Source organism: Pseudomonas sp. M1 (assembly GCF_022760135.1).
GTDB lineage: Bacteria > Pseudomonadota > Gammaproteobacteria > Pseudomonadales > Pseudomonadaceae > Pseudomonas > Pseudomonas citronellolis.
The window spans coordinates 2,390,980-2,407,550 of the sequence record NZ_CP094343.1 but is presented as its reverse complement, the minus strand read 5'-3'; the positions used below and the strand labels follow the sequence as shown (position 1 = coordinate 2,407,550).

Annotated in this window: 16 protein-coding genes; 12 read left to right on the top strand and 4 right to left on the bottom strand. The window is 70.0% G+C overall.

Features of this window, described 5'->3' with window-relative positions; genetic code table 11:
• Positions 1–49 precede the first annotated feature (49 nt).
• Positions 50–919 (top strand): HDOD domain-containing protein, encoded by an 870-nt coding sequence (locus tag PM1_RS10890; RefSeq protein WP_009618761.1) that lies wholly within the window; start codon positions 50–52, stop codon positions 917–919.
• Positions 920–922: 3 nt separating this feature from the next.
• Here PM1_RS10890 and PM1_RS10885 read toward each other — a convergent pair whose 3' ends face one another.
• Positions 923–1,804: an AraC family transcriptional regulator gene (locus PM1_RS10885; protein WP_009618760.1), complete on the bottom strand. Its 882-nt coding sequence runs from the start codon at positions 1,802–1,804 to the stop codon at positions 923–925.
• Positions 1,805–1,946: 142 nt separating this feature from the next.
• On the opposite strand from PM1_RS10885, the gene PM1_RS10880 reads away from it, so the two are divergent.
• The 5 genes from PM1_RS10880 to PM1_RS10860 all read left to right on the top strand — a co-directional run bounded on the left by PM1_RS10880 (position 1,947) and on the right by PM1_RS10860 (position 7,065).
• The gene (locus PM1_RS10880; RefSeq protein WP_009618759.1) at positions 1,947–3,110 is read left to right on the top strand and encodes an isobutyryl-CoA dehydrogenase; all 1,164 of its coding nucleotides are present in this window, start codon (positions 1,947–1,949) and stop codon (positions 3,108–3,110) included.
• Positions 3,111–3,424: 314 nt separating this feature from the next.
• Positions 3,425–4,243 carry an enoyl-CoA hydratase gene (locus tag PM1_RS10875; RefSeq protein WP_009618757.1) on the top strand — a complete coding sequence of 273 codons (819 nt, stop codon included), beginning with the start codon at positions 3,425–3,427 and terminating at the stop codon, positions 4,241–4,243.
• Positions 4,244–4,253: 10 nt separating this feature from the next.
• The gene (locus tag PM1_RS10870) at positions 4,254–5,357 is read left to right on the top strand and encodes an enoyl-CoA hydratase/isomerase family protein (protein ID WP_009618755.1); all 1,104 of its coding nucleotides are present in this window, start codon (positions 4,254–4,256) and stop codon (positions 5,355–5,357) included.
• Positions 5,358–5,424: 67 nt separating this feature from the next.
• Complete coding sequence (gene mmsB / locus PM1_RS10865) at positions 5,425–6,315, top strand: 3-hydroxyisobutyrate dehydrogenase (protein WP_009618753.1); 891 nt, start codon at positions 5,425–5,427, stop codon at positions 6,313–6,315.
• A 108-nt stretch (positions 6,316–6,423) separates the two neighbouring features.
• Positions 6,424–7,065, top strand: coding sequence for an NAD(P)-dependent oxidoreductase (locus PM1_RS10860; RefSeq protein ID WP_009618752.1), 642 nt, complete (start codon positions 6,424–6,426; stop codon positions 7,063–7,065).
• 601 nt (positions 7,066–7,666) lie between these two features.
• On the opposite strand, the gene PM1_RS10855 is transcribed toward PM1_RS10860, so the two are convergent.
• Entirely contained in the window at positions 7,667–9,652 is a 1,986-nt protein-coding gene (locus tag PM1_RS10855) for an alkyl/aryl-sulfatase (protein ID WP_009618751.1), read from the bottom strand.
• A gap of 100 nt (positions 9,653–9,752) precedes the next feature.
• On the opposite strand from PM1_RS10855, the gene PM1_RS10850 reads away from it, so the two are divergent.
• Complete coding sequence (locus PM1_RS10850; RefSeq protein WP_009618750.1) at positions 9,753–10,682, top strand: LysR family transcriptional regulator; 930 nt, start codon at positions 9,753–9,755, stop codon at positions 10,680–10,682.
• Positions 10,683–10,712: 30 nt separating this feature from the next.
• On the opposite strand, the gene PM1_RS10845 is transcribed toward PM1_RS10850, so the two are convergent.
• Both PM1_RS10845 and PM1_RS10840 read right to left on the bottom strand, forming a co-directional pair.
• A complete protein-coding gene (locus tag PM1_RS10845; RefSeq protein ID WP_009618749.1) occupies positions 10,713–10,874 on the bottom strand; it encodes a hypothetical protein in 162 nt (53 codons plus the stop codon).
• Between the two features lie 100 nt (positions 10,875–10,974).
• Positions 10,975–11,229: a DUF1145 domain-containing protein gene (locus PM1_RS10840; protein ID WP_009618748.1), complete on the bottom strand. Its 255-nt coding sequence runs from the start codon at positions 11,227–11,229 to the stop codon at positions 10,975–10,977.
• 300 nt (positions 11,230–11,529) lie between these two features.
• On the opposite strand from PM1_RS10840, the gene PM1_RS10835 reads away from it, so the two are divergent.
• The 5 genes from PM1_RS10835 to PM1_RS10815 all read left to right on the top strand — a co-directional run bounded on the left by PM1_RS10835 (position 11,530) and on the right by PM1_RS10815 (position 16,495).
• On the top strand, positions 11,530–12,603 hold the full coding sequence (locus PM1_RS10835; protein ID WP_009618747.1) for a DUF2157 domain-containing protein: 1,074 nt from the start codon (positions 11,530–11,532) through the stop codon (positions 12,601–12,603).
• Complete coding sequence (locus PM1_RS10830; RefSeq protein WP_009618746.1) at positions 12,603–13,427, top strand: DUF4824 family protein; 825 nt, start codon at positions 12,603–12,605, stop codon at positions 13,425–13,427. Before PM1_RS10835 ends, PM1_RS10830 begins: the two co-directional genes overlap by 1 nt.
• 365 nt (positions 13,428–13,792) lie before the next feature.
• Complete coding sequence (locus PM1_RS10825; RefSeq protein WP_009618745.1) at positions 13,793–14,989, top strand: CmpA/NrtA family ABC transporter substrate-binding protein; 1,197 nt, start codon at positions 13,793–13,795, stop codon at positions 14,987–14,989.
• Positions 14,990–15,002: 13 nt separating this feature from the next.
• Positions 15,003–15,581: an ANTAR domain-containing response regulator gene (locus PM1_RS10820; RefSeq protein WP_009618744.1), complete on the top strand. Its 579-nt coding sequence runs from the start codon at positions 15,003–15,005 to the stop codon at positions 15,579–15,581.
• A gap of 221 nt (positions 15,582–15,802) precedes the next feature.
• Positions 15,803–16,495 carry a polysaccharide lyase family 7 protein gene (locus tag PM1_RS10815; protein ID WP_009618743.1) on the top strand — a complete coding sequence of 231 codons (693 nt, stop codon included), beginning with the start codon at positions 15,803–15,805 and terminating at the stop codon, positions 16,493–16,495.
• Positions 16,496–16,571 lie beyond the last annotated feature (76 nt).

The following is a 16,571-nucleotide window of genomic DNA, read 5'->3' as shown; positions in this document are numbered from 1 at the left end:
CGCCGCACCCTAAGAAAAGCTCCCGCCCCTTGTCAATGCGGCAAAGTCCATGGATCCCTCGGAAAGCTCTCCTGCCATCCCCCCTGCCGACGCCGTGCGCTTCGCGCTGTACAACCGTTTCCTCAAGGGCGAGGCCAAGGTGCCGCAGATGCCCGAGTCGCACCTGCGCGTGCGCCGCCTGCTGGGCGATGCGCGTACTTCGCTGGAGCAGCTGGCGCGGGTGATCAACGCCGACCCGCCGCTGGCCGCCTACCTCATGCAGTTCGCCGAGAGCCCGCTGCTGCGCGGCGCCCGCCCCTGCGCCTCGCTGCGCGACGTTTTGGCGCGCCTGGGCACGCGGCGCCTGGGCAACCTGGTGCTGGGCTTCTCCCTGCGCAACCTCTACATCGGCAAGGAACGCATCCTCCAGCAGATGTTCCGCGCACGCTGGAACGCCGCCCGCGAGCGCGCCGCCTACAGCGCCCTGCTCGCCCAGCACAGCCAGGTGGCCGAGGCCGACGATGCCATCCTCGCCGGCCTGCTGCAGGACGTCGGCAGCCTGCCGCTGCTGGCCGAGCTGGAGCGCTGGCCGCAGTACCCGCGCGACGCCGAGTCGCTGCAGCGCCTGTGCGAGCAACTGTCCGGCGACATCGGCGTGGTCATCATGACCGTCTGGAAGCTGCCCACCCTGACCATCGAATGCGCCCGCCAGCGCAGCCGCTGGGACCGCGAGCACGACGGCCCGGCCGACCTCGCGGACCTGGTGCAGGTGGCCGAGCAACTGCGCAATCCGGCCCTGGCCGGCGACGCCCTGGCCGAACTGCCGGCCTTCCGCCGCCTGGCGCAGGGTTGCCCGGCGCTGCAACAGCCCATCCCGCAGTTGCGCGCGCAATTGAACGAAGAAGTGAAGCTCTGGCAGCGCCTGCTCGCCGGCCGCTGAGCCTCAGCCCTCGTGCAGCGCCCGGTAGTGGCTGGGCGCCATCCCCACCACCCGCTTGAACAGCCGCGAGAAGTAATAGGCATCGGCATAGCCGAGCTGCTCGGCCACCTGGCGCACCTCCAGGTGGCCCTGGTCGAGCAGGCGGCAGGCGTGGGTCATCTTCAACCGGATGAAGTCCTGGATCGGCGCCTGGCCGGTCAGCGCGCGGTAGGTCTTGGCGAAGTGGAAGCGCGACAGGCGGAACTGCGCGGCCAGCTCGTCGAGGTTGAGGCTGCTGTCCAGGTGCTCGCGCATCAGCGCCTGCACCGCCTCGATGTCCAGCACCGCGCCGGACTTCAGCCGGGCGCGCACCGGGCGCAGCGCCAGGGAGGTCAGCAGGGCCTGCAGCAGGTGCGCGGCATGGATGAAGTGCGGCAGGCTCAGGCCCTGGCGGCGCAGCGCCAGCAGCGCGTCGAACTCCCCGCGCAGGCGCGGCTGCACGCCCACCCGCAGGCGCGGCGAGGAACCCAGCGGGCGCAGGAACTCCTCGGCCAGGGCGCCGTCCAGGTGCACCCAGTAGATCGACCAGGGCCGCCCGGGCGCGGCGCCATAGGCGTGGGCCAGGCCCTTGGGCAGCACCAGCAGGTCGCCAGCCAGCACCTCGAATCGTCCATCCGCGCAGCTCAGCCAGCCCTCCCCGGCGCTGCAGTAAATCAGCAGGTGGTCGTCCGGCGCCTGACGCTCCATGCGGTGCCCGGCGGCGGCCGGGTAATAGCCCAGCGCCAGCGGGTAGCAGGCCTGGCCCAGCGGGTGCCGCGCCAGGGCGCGGCGCAGTCGCGGCGGGGTGATGAAGCGGACGCCCTGCTGCGGCAGGGGCCAGGCCGAGAGAAGCGGGCTGCCGGACATGCGAAGGAACACCCCTGGGAAGTCGATTCAATGCCAAGATCGTCCATCCCCGAGGCAAGATCGTCAATCCACAGCGAGGCCCGCCTCGCGCTATAACCGTGGCAGGCTGTCCCACTTCACAAGAACAAACCGAGGAAGCTCCATGGAATTCGATCTCAGCGAAGAACAGCGCCTGCTGGTGGAAAGCGCCAAGGCCTTCGCCCGCCACGAACTGGCGCCGCACGCCGCGGACTGGGACCGCGAGCACCACTTCCCGGTCGACGTCATCCGCCGTGCCGCCGAGCAGGGCTACCTCGGCCTCTACATCGCCGAGGAAGACGGCGGCCTGGGCCTGTCGCGGCTGTCCGCATCGCTGATCTTCGAGCAACTGGCCGCCGGCTGCGTGGCCACCACCGCCTACATCACCATCCACAACATGGCCGCCTGGATGCTCGCCAGCTTCGGCGACGCCGCGCTCAAGGCGCAATGGCTGCCCGGGCTGATCGGCGGCGAGTCGCTGGCCTCCTACTGCCTCACCGAGCCGGATGCCGGCTCCGACGCCGCGCACCTGCGCACCCGCGCCCGCCGCGACGGCGAGGAGTACGTGCTGGACGGCGCCAAGACCTTCATCTCCGGCGCAGGCAGCACCGACGTGCTGATCGTCATGGCGCGCACCGGCGCGGACGGCGCCAAGGGCATCTCCTGCTTCCTGGTGCCGGCCAACGCCGAAGGCATCCGTTACGGCCGCAACGAGGACAAGATGGGCTGGAAGGCCCAGCCCACCCGCACCATCACCTTCGAGGGCGTGCGCATCCCGGCGGGCAACCGCATCGGCCCGGAAGGCCAGGGCTTCGTCTACGCCATGAAGGGCCTGGACGGCGGCCGCCTGAACATCGCCAGCTGCTCCCTGGGCGCGGCCCAGGCGGCGCTGGAGCAGTCGCTGCGCTACGTCGAGGAACGCAAGCAGTTCGGCAAGGCCCTGGCCGAGTTCCAGGCCCTGCAGTTCAAGCTGGCCGACATGCTCACCGACCTCACCGCCAGCCGCCAGATGGTGCGCCTGGCCGCGCACAAGCTGGACCACAAGGACGCCGAGGCGACGCTGTACTGCGCCATGGCCAAGCGCTTCGCCACCGACCGCTGCTTCGCCCTGTGCAACGAGGCCCTGCAGCTGCACGGCGGCTACGGCTACCTCAACGACTACCCGCTGGAGCGCTGGGTGCGCGACAGCCGCGTGCACCAGATCCTCGAAGGCACCAACGAAATCATGCGGGTGATAGTCGCGCGCCGCCTGCTCGACCAGGGCGGCATGCTCGACCGCCTGCTGTAGCGCCTTTGATCTTCGTAGGAGCGAGCTTGCTCGCGAACCCGTCCCGATTGTTCGCGAGCAAGCTCGCTCCTACGAAAAGCGGAAAGCACGAAGCCCCGTAGGATGGGTTGAGCGAAGCGATACCCATCGCCCCGCCCAACACGCAGGCTCAATCCATCCTACGAGGAGCGAGCACCGCGCAGAAAGATGGAAAAAACGCCCGCCCGGGCGGTCCAATCCGAACGCAACGGACATGGACGCCCAGGCCCGGGCCCCCTAGAGTCCCCGCATACCCCGGCGCCGGCCACGGCCCGCGCCCTGCCAAGGAGAACCCCATGAGCACCGCCGTCGAACCCTACAAGCCCGGCCACTTCGATCTGACCCACAAGCTCACCGTGGAGAAGCACGGCCACACCGCGCTGGTCACCATCAACCACCCGCCGGCCAACACCTGGGACCGCGACTCGCTGATCGGCCTGCGCCAGCTCATCGAGCACCTCAACCGCGACGACGACATCTACGCCCTGGTGATCACCGGCCAGGGGCCTAAGTTCTTCTCCGCCGGCGCCGACCTGAACATGTTCGCCGACGGCGACAAGGCCCGCGCCCGGGAAATGGCCCGGCGCTTCGGCGAAGCCTTCGAGGCCCTGCGCGACTTCCGCGGCGTGTCCATCGCCGCGATCAACGGCTACGCCATGGGCGGCGGCCTGGAATGCGCCCTGGCCTGCGACATCCGCATCGCCGAGCGCCACGCGCAGATGGCCCTGCCCGAAGCCGCGGTGGGCCTGCTGCCGTGCGCCGGCGGCACCCAGGCGCTGGCCTGGCTGGTGGGCGAAGGCTGGGCCAAGCGCATGATCCTCTGCGGCGAGCGGGTGGACGCCGAGACTGCCCAGCGCATCGGCCTGGTCGAGCAGGTGGTGGACAGCGGCGAGGCCCGCGGCACCGCCCTGCTGCTGGCGGCCAAGGTGGCGCGGCAGAGCCCGGTGGCGGTGCGCACCATCAAGCCGCTGATCCAGGGCGCCCGCGAGCGCGGCCCGAACACCTGGCTGCCGGAGGAGCGCGAGCGCTTCGTCGACCTGTTCGACGCCGACGACACCCGCGAGGGCGTCAACGCCTTCCTGGAGAAACGCGAACCGAACTGGCGCAACAAGTAAGGATGACCCGATGAATGTACTTTTCGAGGAACGCCACGGGCTGCACGGCTTCCGCATCGGCATAGCGACCCTGGATGCGGAAAAGAGCCTCAACGCCCTCAGCCTGCCGATGATCGAGGCGCTGCTGCAACGCCTGCAGATCTGGCGCGACGACCCGCACATCGCCTGCGTGCTGCTGCGCGGCGCCGGCACCAAGGCCTTCTGCGCCGGCGGCGACGTGCGCAAGCTGGTCGACGCCTGCCGCGAACACCCCGGCGAGGTGCCGGAACTGGCGCGGCGCTTCTTCGCCGACGAATACCGCCTCGACCACCTCATCCACAGCTACGGCAAGCCGCTGCTGTGCTGGGCCCACGGCTACGTCATGGGCGGCGGCATGGGCCTGATGCAGGGCGCCGGGGTGCGCATCGTCACCCCGTCCAGCCGCCTGGCCATGCCGGAGGTGAGCATCGGCCTGTACCCGGACGTCGGCGCCAGCTGGTTCCTCGCCCGCCTGCCGGGGCGCCTGGGCCTGTTCCTCGGCCTGGGCGCCACCCAGATGAACGCCCGCGACGCGTTGGACCTGGACCTGGCCGACCGCTTCCTGCTGGACAACCAGCAGGAAGACCTGATCACCGGGCTGATCCAGCTGAACTGGCGCGAACAGCCCGAGGTGCAGCTGCACAGCCTGCTCCGCGCCCTGGAGCACGAGGCCCGCGGCGAACTGCCCGAGGCCCAGCTGCTGCCGCGCCGCGAGCGCCTGGACCAGCTGCTCGACGTGGCCGACGCCAACGACGCCTGGCAGGCCCTGGCCGCCCTGCAGAACGACGCCGACCCGCTGCTGGCCAAGGCCGCGCGGACCCTGGCCAGCGGCTGCCCGCTGACCGCCCGGCTGGTCTGGGAGCAAATCCGCCGCGCGCGCCATTCGTCGCTCGCCGAGGTGTTCCGCATGGAATACGCCATGAGCCTGAACTGCTGCCGCCACCCGGAATTCCCGGAGGGCGTGCGTGCCCGGCTGATCGACAAGGACAACACACCGCACTGGCACTGGCCACAGATCGCTGCCATACCTGAGGCAGTGGTGGACGCGCATTTCGAGGCGACCTGGGAGGGCGCGCACCCGCTGGCGGACCTGTAGCCCCGCCCCCTCCCCGTGAAAGACGTGCTTCGTGGCGTTCACCCCTGGCAACCAGAGGAGAACGCGGATGAAACAGATAGCCTTCATCGGCCTCGGCCACATGGGCGCGCCCATGGCCGCCAACCTGCTCAAGGCCGGTTACCTGCTGCGGGTCTTCGACCTGGTGCAGAGCGCCGTCGACGGCCTGGTGCCGCTGGGCGCCAGCGCCGCGCGCAGCGCCCACGACGCGGTGGACGGCGTCGACGTGGTGATCACCATGCTGCCGGCCAGCCAGCACGTCGAGGGGCTCTACCTCGGCGAGCAGGGCCTGCTGCAGCACATCGCCCCCGGCACCCTGGTGCTGGAATGCTCCACCATCGCCCCGGCCTCGGCGCGCAAGGTCCACCATGCGGCGGCGCAACGCCGGATTCCCATGCTCGACGCGCCGGTCTCCGGCGGCGTCGGCGGCGCCGTCGCCGGTACCCTCACCTTCATGGTCGGCGGCGACGCCCAGGTGCTGGAGAAGGCCAGGCCGATCTTCTCCGCCATGGGCCGCAACATCTTCCACGCCGGCAGCGACGGCGCCGGCCAGGTGGCCAAGGTGTGCAACAACCAGCTGCTGGCCATCCTCATGATCGGCACCGCCGAATCCCTGGCCCTGGGCGTGGCCAACGGCCTGGACCCGGTCGTGTTGTCCGAGATCATGCGGCGCAGCTCCGGCGGCAACTGGGCGCTGGAGGTCTACAACCCCTGGCCCGGGGTGATGGAGAACGCCCCGGCCTCGCGCGGCTACGAGGGCGGCTTCCTCAGCGCGCTGATGGCCAAGGACCTCGGCCTGGCCCAGGAGGCCGCGCAACTCACCGGCAACAGCACGCCGCTGGGCAGCCTGGCCACCAGCCTCTACCGCCTGCTGCTCAAGCAGGGCTTCGGCGACAAGGACTTCTCGGTGGTGCAGAAGCTGTTCGACCAGGGATTGTGAAGCACGGCTTACGAGTGCATGGCGGCCCGGCCGGTTTTTCCCGCGCAGGGCGTGGCCGATCATGGGCGCCATTCCGCCGTGTTACGGCCTTTGCCCTGGAGCTTAACGATGAAAATCGCCCTGATCGGTGCCACCGGCCATGTCGGCCATTATTTCCTGGAAGAAGCGCTGCGCCGCGGCCTGCTGGTGACGGCGCTGGTCCGTGATCCGGCCAAGCTGGCCGGCCGCGAGGGCGTCACCGCGGTGCAGGCGGACGTCTACGACGCCGCGCAGGTGGCCAAGGCGGTGGCCGGCCATGACGTGGTCATCAGCGCCTTCAACGCCGGCTGGGGCAACCCGGACATCCGCGCCGCCCACGCCCGCGGCAGCCAGGCCATCCTCGACGGCGCCAAGGCCGCCGGGGTGAAGCGCCTGCTGGTGCTCGGCGGCGCCGGCAGCCTGGAAATCGCCCCCGGCCAGCGCCTGGTGGACAGCCCGGAATTCCCCGAAGCCTGGAAACAGGGCGCCCTGGGCGCCGCCGACGCCCTCGACCAGCTGCGCGGCGAAAAGGCCCTGGACTGGGCCTTCCTCAGCCCGGCCATGCTCCTGGAAGGCGAACAGCGCACCGGCAGCTTCCGCATCGGCGGCGACCAGGTGCTGTTCGACGCCAAAGGCGAAAGCCGCATCTCCCTCCCCGACCTGGCCGTGGCCATGCTCGACGAAGCGGAACGCCCCGCCCACCACCGCCAGCGCTTCACCGTGGCCTATTGAGCGGAACACCGTAGGAGCGGGCCCTGCCCGCGATATCGCGCGCAGGGCGCGCTCCTACATTGGAACACCGCGGGTGGGGCGGCGTAGGCGGATCTTATCCGCGAATCGCGCCGGTGGTTCCGGCCATCGCGGACAAGGTCCGCTCCTACGGGGAAATGTCGTGCCTCACGACAGACTGTAGGAGCGGGCCCTGCCCGCGATATCGCGCGCAGGGCGCGCTCCTACAGGGGAACACTGCGGGTGGGGCGGCGTAGGAGCGGATCTTATCCGCGAACCGCGCCGGTGGTTCCGGCCATCGCGGACAAGGTCCGCGGGGAAATGCCGTGCTTGTAGGGGCGCCGAAATGCGGCGGATAACCGCGAACGGTTATCCGCCCTGCGAACTCGCCGACTGACGCTGAACTATCCCCCGCTCCGAACGGCCCCCTCTCCCGCTTGCGGGAGAGGGCTGGGGAGAGGGCGCTCTTCCGGGAGTGAACAACTGGCCCGCCGCCTGCGCCGCGATGCTCTGCGTAGGATGGGTTGAGCTTGCGATACCCATCGGACCCTGGTGATGGGTATCGCTTCGCTCAACCCATCCTACGAGGGTACGTCTTCCCGCATCACCCCTCGCGCTTCCCCGGCGTGGCGATATCGAACCAGAACTCGAAGTCATCCAACATCCCGAACAACTTGGCCAGCAACAGCGGGTTGCCCGAACTCTTCAGCTTGCCCTGGGCGATCAGCACCACCGGGTTGGCCTCCTTGAGCAGCAGGCGGTTGAGGTCGGCGCGGTCGATGGTCACCGTCTGCCCGGCGTCTTCGCTGTGCACCCCGCGGATGTTGTTCAGGTGCGAGTTCTTCAGCTCCAGCAGGTACTCCTGGCCGATGTCCGGCAACACCAGGTTGATGGCGAAGTCCTCGCCCTCGGCCTTGCCGGCGTTCAGGCGCACGCCCAGGTAGTCGAACAGCAGGCCGGTGTCCATGGCGGCCAGGGCATCGGCGCTGGAGGTCTTCAGCGACGGCAGGTCACGCGGCACGCCGTGGCGCAGTTCGTCCGCCGCGGCCAGGTAGCTGTTGCGCCAGCCGGCGTTCTCCGCCTGGTAGCCCAGCTGCTCCAGGGCGTCGGCCTGCAGGCGGCGGGCGGCCTGGTTATCCGGCTCGGCGAAGACCAGCTTGTTGACCACCTCCACCACCCAGCGGTACTCGCCCTGGTCGAAGGACTTCTGCGCCATCTGCAGCACGTGCTCGGCACCGCCCATGAATTCCACGTACTTCTTCGCCGAATCCTCCGGCGCCAGCGGGTTCAAGGTGGCCGGGTTGCCGTCGTAGTAGCCCAGGTACTTGTTCACCACCGCGCGCACGTTGTGGCTGACCGAGCCGTGGTAGCCGCGGTTGTACCACTCGTTGGCCAGCTCCGGCGGCAGTTGGAAGCGCTCGTGGATCTGGTTGATGGTCACGCCCTGGTTGGCCAGGTGCAGGCTCTGGTCGTTGAGGTAGCCGTAGAGGTCGCGCTGCTTCTCCAGGGTGCGGACGATGTCCTCATGCCCCCAGCGCGGCCAGTTGTGCACGGCGAACATCACCTCGGCCTGGTTGCCGTAGCGGTGCAGCGCCTCGTTGATGTACTTGCTCCAGCCCAGCGCATCGCGGGTCTCGGCGCCGCGCAGGGTGTAGAGGTTGTGCAGGGTGCCGGTGACGTTCTCGGCCATCAGCAGGGCCTTCTGCTTCGGCAGCCAGACGTTCATCTCCGAAGGCGACTCGGTGCCGGGGGTGTTCTGGAAGGCGAAGTCGACGCCGTCGATGCGCAGTTGCTCGTCGTCCTTCTCGACCAGCCGGGTCGGCGCGATCAGGCTCATCGGCCCGTGGGCGACGGCCTTGCCGATGGCCATGTCCACCAGCCCACGCGGGCCCTGGGGCAGTTCGGTGCCGTACTGGTAGGTGGCGCGGCGCAGCATGGCGTTGCCGGCCAGCACGTTCTCCTTGATCGCCGACTCCATGAAGCCCTTGGGCGCGATGATCTGCACCTCGCCCTTGTCCACCTGTTCCTGGCTCACCAGGCCCTTCACCCCGCCGAAGTGGTCGACGTGGGCGTGGCTGTAGATGATCGCCTTGATCGGCTTCTGCCCCAACTCCTGGCTGACCAGGGCATAGGCAGCCCTGGAAGTGGCCGGGGTGGTCAGGGTGTCGATGATGATCCAGCCGCTGTCGCCCTGGACGAAGGTGATGTTGGCCAGGTCGAAGCCGCGCACCTGGTAGATGCCGTCGGCGACCTTGTACAGCCCGTACTTGAGGTTGAGCAGGGCCTGGCGCTGCAGGCTGGGGTTGATGCTGTCGATGTCCTGGCCGGCATCGAGGAAGCCGAAGCCGCCCAGTTGCCAGGCCACGCTGCCGTCCTCGTTGCGGATCACCAGCTGTTCCGGGCGCTTGATCAGGCCCTGCTCGACCCGCGCGAAGTCGGCGCGGTCGTTGAACGGCAGCGTCTCGCGGACCTTCTGCTGCAGGGCCACGGTGAAGGCGCTGGGCGGCTTGGACGCATCGGCGGGGTCGTCGGCGGCGAGCAGCACGGGCGACAGGCCGGCCAGCAGGACGGCGGCGGAAAGGCGCAGCATGGAAAACTCCGGTTCTTGTTATGGGAATGCCTGGCACTATGCCCGCAGGCATGGCAATAATTCCAATGCATTCCTTTACCAATCCTGATGCAAACCAAGCATGACCGACCTGCGCCAGCTCCGCCATTTCGTCGCCCTCGCCGAACACGGCCACTTCGCCCGCGCCGCCGAAGCGGTGAACCTCAGCCAGCCGGCGCTCTCGCGCAGCATCCAGGCCCTGGAAAGCCAGCTCGACTGCCGCCTGCTGGACCGCAACCCGCGCGGCATCAGCCTGACCGCCCACGGCCGGCTGGTGCTGGAACACGCCCGCCGCCTGCTGGCCGGCAGCCGCGCGCTGGACAACGCGGTGAGCCAGCTGGGCAACCTGGAGGCCGGCGAACTGCGCCTGGGCGCCGGCCCCTTCCCCGCCGCGCGCCTGCTGCCGCAGACCCTCGCGGCCTTCAGCCGGGCCCACCCGCGGGTCAGCGTGGCGCTGGCCATCGAGAACTGGCAGCTGCTGCACCGGCGCCTGCTGGACGACGAGCTGGAACTATTCGTCGCCGACTGCCGCGAGTTGCAGGGCGACCCGCGCCTGGACATCCAGCCGCTGCGCGAGCACGACAGCCTGCTGTTCTGCCGCCCCGGGCACCCGCTGCTGGCGCGCGGGCGCCTGGCCATCGACGACCTGCGCGACTACCCGCTGGCCGGCCCGCGCCTGCCGCGCGACGCCCACCAGCGCCTGGCCCGCAGCCTGGGCCGCGAGCAACCGCTGGACGTGCAGTGCGACGACGTACTGATGCTCAAGGAACTGGTGCGCGGCAGCGACGTGCTGTGCCTGGCGGTGGCCGACGTGGTGGCCGCCGACGTCGCCGCCGGGCGCCTGGCCACCCTGCCCTGGCCGCGCCAGGCCGGCGACGCCGCGCTGCGCGGCTCGGCCTACGGCCTGGTGCGCCACGCCAGCCGCAGCCTGTCGCCGGCGGCGCAGGCGTTCGTCGAGCTATTGCTGCAGGTCGACGGCCAGGGCGTCGAAGGCCCGGCGCAGAACGACTGACGGCACCCGAAGGTGCCATCAGCAGGGGCATCAGCGATGCCAGTAGTAGCCGGGGGCCGGGGCGTAGCGCACCGGCGGCGGCGGAGGCGCGTAGTAGCGATGGCCGCCGCGCCAGCCGCCGTGGTCGTGTTCGTAGACCACGCAGCCGGACAGCGGCAGGAACAACAGCAGGGCAACGAGAAGGCGACGCATGGCTAACTCCTGATCGGCATCCGCTTCGAATCAGCGGCTTGTAGGATCAGACCCGGCGCCCCGGCGGCGGTGCCCGGCTACAGGGTAAAGCTTATGTAAATCACGGATTTACCCGCAGCGCGGGCAGGTGCAGCACGCCGAAGAACAGCACCTGCAGGCGTTCCAGCCAGGGTTGCCGACGCGCCTTCAGGCGCCGGCCCAGCAGCAGCACCTCGCCGGCGTGCACCGCCAGCAGCACGACCGAGAGCGACAGCAACGGGCGGTACAGCTCGCCGAACGGGTACAGCAGGTTGACCGTGGCGGCCAGCCAGAACATGGCCAGCGCGCCCTTGGCGAAGGACAGCAGGTGCGACATGGGCGACTCCGATGGGGTGGATGGTCCGCGCAGTCTGCCGTGGGGTGCGCGCCGGCCGACACCGACTTTCGACTGGCGCGCCCGGCCCGGCCGCGGCTGAGCGCCGCAGTGGAGAGCCGCCGCGGGAGTCGCTAGAGTGGAAAGGTGACCGGCCCCACTCCACCGGATGAACGCACTCGTAGGATGGGTTGAGCCTGCGAAACCCATGCTGCCGTGATGATGGGTATCGCTTCGCTCAACCCATCCTACGAAAAGCGCTTCGGTGAAGTCGGCAAGACAGTTGCTCCTACGAGGTGCGCCATGCCCACGCTCAGCCATCACGACGCCCAGCAGCGCGTCGATGACATCCACGCCTTCACCCGCGAGCTGCAGCGCCTGGGCGAGGAAGGCGCGCTAAGCCTGGACGCGGCCCAGCGCGAGGGCCTGCAGGCGCACCATCTGCGCCTGCTGGACGAATACCGCGAGCGGTTCGACATCAACCGCGACAGCCAGGACAGCCGCCTGTCCCTGGGCATGCGCATCGCCTCCTTCCTCGGCGCGCTGGCCCTGGCCGCCAGCCTGTTCTTCCTCTTCTACCAGTTCTGGGGCCTGTTCGGCGAAGCCGTGCAGGTGGGCATCCTCGTCGGCGCCTCGGTGATCACCCTGCTGGCCACCTTCTGGCTGCAACGCCGCGACGCTTCCGGCTACTTCGCCAAGCTGGCGGCCATGCTGGCCTTCGCCGCGCTGGTGCTGAACATCAGCATGCTCGGGCAGATCTTCAACATCACCCCGTCCGAGCGCGCCCTGCTGCCCTGGGCGGCCTACGCCCTGCTGCTGGCCTACCTGTGCGACGCGCGGCTGCTGCTGGGCGCCGGGCTGCTCTGCCTGATGGGCTTCGTCGCCGCGCGCTTCGGCACCTGGGGCGGCGTCTACTGGCTGGACGCGGGCGAGCGCCCGGAGAACTTCTTCCCCGCCGCCGTGCTGGTGTTCCTGGTGCCGCTGGTATTCGAGCAGCGCCGCTTCGACGGCTTCGCCGCGCTGTACCGGGTGTTCGGCCTGCTGGCGCTGTTCGTGCCCATGCTGGTGCTGGCCAACTGGGGCAACGGCAGCTACCTGCCCTTCGCGCCGCACCGCATCGAGGGGCTGTACCAGGTGCTCGGCTTCGTCTGCGCCGCCGCGGCCATCTGGCTGGGCGCGCACCGCGAGTGGCCGGAGGTGGTCAACACGGGGCTGGCGTTCTTCGTCATCTTCCTCTTCACCAAGTTCTACGACTGGTGGTGGGAGGTGCTGCCCAAGTACCTGTTCTTCCTCGCCCTGGGCGTGGCGGCGGTGCTGATCCTGCTGTTCCTGCGCTACCTGCGCAACGCCCACGGCCTGCTGGGAGGACGCCTGTGATGAACATCACCCGCAACCACGGCCTGCTGCTGGGGCTGGGCCTGATCCTGCTGAGCAACGCCGCCGCCCTCGGCGCCGCGGCCTGGAACCGCAGCGGCGAGCCGGACAGCCGCCTGAGCCTCAGCGAGCGCGAGCTGCAGCGCAACAGCGACTGGCACCGCGAGAACAGCGGCGTGAGCCTGCGCCTGCTGTGGCGCATCCCCGGCGACGAGGCCAATGCCGCCTGGGCCCCGCGCATCCCGCTGGAGACCATGCGCGCGCTGGGCTTCCGGGTGCCGGACAAGGTCGACCGCGACAGCGCCCTGGCCTTCGACCGCCAGCAGGCCCGCGACGCCCTACTGGTGCTGGAGCTGGACGGCCCGCTGTACCAGCGCGAGCTGGCCCTGGCCCGCGAGCGCCTGGCCCAGGCGGAAAAACGCCTGGCCGCCAGCCCCGACGACGTGCACCTGAAGAGCGAACGCGACTTCCAGCGCAGCGCCCTGGACAACGAGGAACAGCGCGCCAGCCGGCTGTTCCTGGCCGACGCCGGCACCGACCTGCAGGCCCTGCGCCAGCAGTACCCGGACCGCCAGCACTACGCCATCGTCCACGGCCAGGTGCGGCCCATCTCGCTGTACCGCAACCGCGCCTGGGCCCTGGGCGGCAGCGCCAGCACCGAGGGCGTGCGCGCGCTCAACGTGCCGCAGCGCTGGCACGACGAACTGGAGGGCCTGGCCCCGCGCGCCGAACAGCGCGCGGCCCAGGAGCAACCGCAGCCCTTCGGCGCCGAGGTGGCCTTCGGCCAGCGCCTGGAGCCGTGGATAGAGCAGATCCAGGCGCGCTGAGCGGCCACCGCCACGCCCCGCGAAAAGGCGTGGCCAGGTGCCATCTAGGACTTTGGGCCTAGTACCTATTGAACATTGCGCCCCGCGGCCGGGTGGCTAAGGTGGAATACAGGCCCTGCCGATATCCGCGACGGAGCCCGTGCCAGTTGTAGCCTCTCGAGGATTGCTCCCTGCCTCCCAGCCCCGCCGTCCGGCGGGGCTTCTTTATGCCCTGGCGGTCGCCTGGCGCTGTCCTTGCCCCTGGCACTGCCCTTGCTAGAGCTTCTGCGGCACGGCCCAACGGCGGGTCGTCCACCGACACCGGCGTTCCTTCGCCCGCCCGCCTGGCGCGGGGCGAAGCGGCGCCTTTTTGCCCCGAGGTAGCGATGACCGACATGACCGCCAAACTGCACCCACTGGCCTGGGTCGCGGGCTCCGATGCACCAGAAAAGAGCGTGCTCGACCTGGGCTTCATGGCCCTGAGCGACGCCGCCTCGCTGATAGTCGCGGCCACCCAGGGCTTCGCCCAGCCCTACGGGCTGACGCTCAACCTGCACCGCCAGGGCTCCTGGGCCATGCTCCGCGACGGCCTGCTCGGTGGCCAGCTGGATGCCGCCCACTGCCTGTACGGGCTGGTCTACGGCGTGCAGCTGGGCATCGGCGGGGTGCCGGCCAGCGACATGGCGGTGCTCATGGGCCTGTGCCGGAACGGCCAGGCGATCAACCTCTCCGCCGCCCTGCAGCGCGACGGCGTGACCAGTACCGATGCCCTGCGCCGGCTGGTCCTGGGCCAGGGCGCGCGGCTGACCCTGGCGCACACCTTCCCCACCGGCACCCACGCCCTGTGGCTCTACTACTGGCTGGCCAGCCTGGGCATCCACCCGCTGCGCGACGTCGACACCCTGGTGGTGCCGCCGGCGCAGATGGTCGAGCACCTGCGCGCCGGGCGCATCGACGGCTTCTGCGCCGGCGGGCCCTGGGGCGCCCTGGCCATCGACGAAGGCATGGGCTTCACCGTCGCCACCAGCCAGTCCATCTGGCCGGACCACCCGGAAAAGGTCCTCGGCGCCACCCGCGCCTTCGTCGAGGAGTGCCCCAACGCCGCCCGCGCCCTGGTCATGGCCCTGCTCGACGCCAGCCGCTTCATCGAGGCCAGCGAGGCGAACCTGCGTGGCACCGCCCAGCTGATCAGCGGCAGCGACTACCTCGACGCGCCCCTGGCGAGCATCGAGCCGCGCCTGCTCGGCCACTACCAGGACGGCCTCGGCCACGCCTGGAAGGACGCCCACCCGCTACGCTTCCACGACGCCGGGCGGGCCAACCAGCCCTGGCTGTCCGACGGCCTGTGGTTCATCACCCAGTTCCGCCGCTGGGGCCTGCTGCGCGGTGAGCCGGACTACCTCGCCGTGGCCGGGCAGGTGCAGCAGCAGGCGCTGTACCGCGAAGCCGCCCAGGCCCTGGGCATCGCCGTGGACGAGCGCGGCCTGCGCAGTTCGACGCTGCTCGACGGCAAGCCCTGGGACGGCACGGACCCCGCCGGCTACGCCCGCGGCTTCGCCCTGCACGCCCTGAACGACGCCTGAGGGAGCTGCGAAGATGCTGCGCATCCTGCTGATCAACGACACCGCCAGCAAGGTCGGGCGCCTGCGCGCCGCACTGGTCGAGGCCGGTTTCGAAGTGCTCGACGAATCCGGCCTGAGCGTCGACCTGCCGGCGCGGGTCCAGGCCCTGCACCCGGACGTGATCCTCATCGACAGCGCCTCGCCCGGCCGCGACGTGCTGGAGCAGGTGGTGCTGGTGAGCCGCGACCAGCCCCGCCCCATCGTCCTGTTCACCGACGAGCACGACCCCCAGGTGATGCGCCAGGCCATCCGCTCGGGGGTCAGCGCCTACATCGTCGAAGGCATCCAGGCCGAGCGCCTGCAGCCGATCCTCGAAGTGGCCATGGCCCGCTTCGAGAGCGACCAGGCCCTGCGCGCCCAACTGCAGGCCCGCGAGCAGCAGCTGGTGGAACGCAAGCGCATCGAGCTGGCCAAGGGGCTGCTGATGAAGATGAAGGGCTGCCCCGAGGAAGAGGCCTACACCCTGATGCGCCGCCAGGCCATGAGCCGCCAGCAGAAGCTGGTGCAGGTGGCCGAGCAGATCATCGCGATGCACGAGATGCTGGGCCACTGAGCCGCGGCCACTGGCCAGCGGCGGCACCGCGCGATCATCGCGCCAGCGCCACTGCTGGCCCAGCCCGCGAGCGAAGCGGCCTATGCTGCCGCCGCCCCGCCGCCATGGCGGGGCCAGGACCCGCTTCCGCCGCCTGCGCGGAAGCCCGCAGTGGGCGCGCCTGGCCAGGCCCCCGGACGCCCACCCGTCAGCGCCGGCACGCCGGCCCAGCAGAGGCACCCATGCTCGACATCAGTACCTGGAACCTCAGCGTTCCCACCGACCCCAGGCCCACCGAGGTCACCACCCAGCAGATCGCCCGCGGCTACCAGAGCCACTTCTTCACCCGCAACAGCGCGCGGATGACCTTCTGGGTGCCGGTCACCGGCTCGCACACCTCCGACAGCGTCTTCCCGCGCAGCGAACTGCGCGAGACGCTGCCCGACGGCTCCATCTACAACTGGTACTACCGCGCCGCCGACAACGAGCTGCGCGCCACCCTGACGGTGGAACAGGTGCCGTCGAAGAACAAGGTGATCATCGGCCAGATCCACAGCAAGTCGCCCTACAGCAACGACGGCGAGCCGCTGGTCAAGCTGCAGTACCACTACATCCCCGGCCAGGAGAGCGGGCGCATCGAGGCCCTGGTGCGCAACCACCCCGACGACTCCGCGGTGGTCAACGTGCCCCTGCTCAACGGCGTGCAGCTGGGCGAGCGCGTCACCTACAGCCTGCGCGTCACCTCCTCGGGCAACCTGGGCATCCGCGCGCGCAGCGCCGACGGCGCGGAGAACTACTACAGCAAGGCGCTCAGCAGCACCTGGTCGAAACAGCTGCTGTATTTCAAGGCCGGCGCCTACATCGCCGACAACTACGGCCCCAGCGACGAGGGCGCGCGGGTGACCTTCTACCACATCAACATCGCCCACCGCTGAAATCGCCCGCCGGCAGGCTGCCCGGGCGGGCCGCCAGGGCCTAGAATCGGCCCCCTCTTCCACCGCTTCGCGCAAG